Annotated in this window: 2 protein-coding genes; one reads left to right on the forward strand and one right to left on the reverse strand. The window is 38.5% G+C overall.

The window, feature by feature from the left end; genetic code table 11:
• The first annotated feature begins 125 nt into the window (after positions 1-125).
• Positions 126-626, forward strand: a complete 501-nt coding sequence (locus O2S87_RS18590) for a hypothetical protein (protein ID WP_475410209.1) — start codon at positions 126-128, stop codon at positions 624-626.
• A gap of 115 nt (positions 627-741) precedes the next feature.
• Here the strand turns inward: O2S87_RS18590 and O2S87_RS18595 are convergent, their stop codons facing one another.
• Positions 742-1,050 (reverse strand): PIN domain-containing protein, encoded by a 309-nt coding sequence (locus O2S87_RS18595; protein WP_475410210.1) that lies wholly within the window; start codon positions 1,048-1,050, stop codon positions 742-744.
• Positions 1,051-1,108 lie beyond the last annotated feature (58 nt).

Raw genomic sequence — 1,108 nt, forward strand, 5'->3', positions numbered from 1 at the left:
GATCCAGATCGCTACAACCGGTTCTTCAATGAGATTCTGTGTGAATCACTCCACGAGAAGATTCACTGTACCGCCTCGGTTGAGGCTACTGGAGGTGAAGTCTAAACGGTTCTGAGACGCGACCAATGTTTGAACGACCAACACTAGCTGATTTTTATAATAAGCATAAGCGTTACCAGATTGATGAATTAGAACCAGATCAAAATATCCGAAAATACAAATCAATAGAGGGATGGAAAATGGAAGCAGATCTCGAAGAAATAACGCAAGCAGATCTTAATTATACAATGTATTCTCTTGAGGGAGAAGTAGATCCAAAATCCTTCGACCCTGGCCCATCATTTAGTGAGCGATTGGAATCATCTAATCATCCCATAGTAAAAGCGGCTGTGGATACAATAGGATCAGATCATATTGCTGCTACAATTGAAAAAAGTAAGGCCAATGCGGCTTTATCTTTGATGGTGTTTCCAATTATATTTTTACCATCTATTATATTTTTTGAAGAAATATTCTTCGGTCTATTGCTCATCACATTTTGGGTATTATTGGCTCCTGCTGTCGCTATCATTACAATAATCAGGGGAATATGGCCAACTATTAAAAACATGTATAAAATGGTTTAGTAGAAAATAGTGAATTAACTCATATTTATACATAGATAGACAACTTGTATATTCACTCTATCAAAATTCTAGCAGAGCGTATTGTGAAATTCTGGTTCTAACAGTTGGATTACTATCATCCAAACTCAGATACAAAATCTTCATCGAGTTCTTCAGCAAGTTCACCACCAGTGAGCCACATAATCTGGTTGTCGTCGAATCCATATTGAGGTATCAGTGATTCTACTGCCTCGCCGAGTGGGATGTCATTCGTAACTACTGTAACTTGATCTGCTCTCTGATTAATCAGATTCTCAAGAGCCAATCCAACAATCTCTGTATCTGCCTTTTCGACAATATCTTCTGGTCGACCACTACAGCCTGTCCAAGAAACACCGACAGAAACGTCAGATTCTGTAGCTCTTGAGCGTTCATCACGGCAAATTTATCTAGCTGAAAACACTATACTGCGTAAGGATTTACTCGTGACGTTTAATTTTATC

The sequence above is a fragment of the Halohasta sp. A2 genome, assembly GCF_056175805.1.

Coding starts and splice junctions, on each gene's coding strand:
- O2S87_RS18590 (WP_475410209.1), top strand. CDS start 126: ATGTTTGAACGACCAACACTAGCTGATTTTTATAATAAGCATAAGCGT.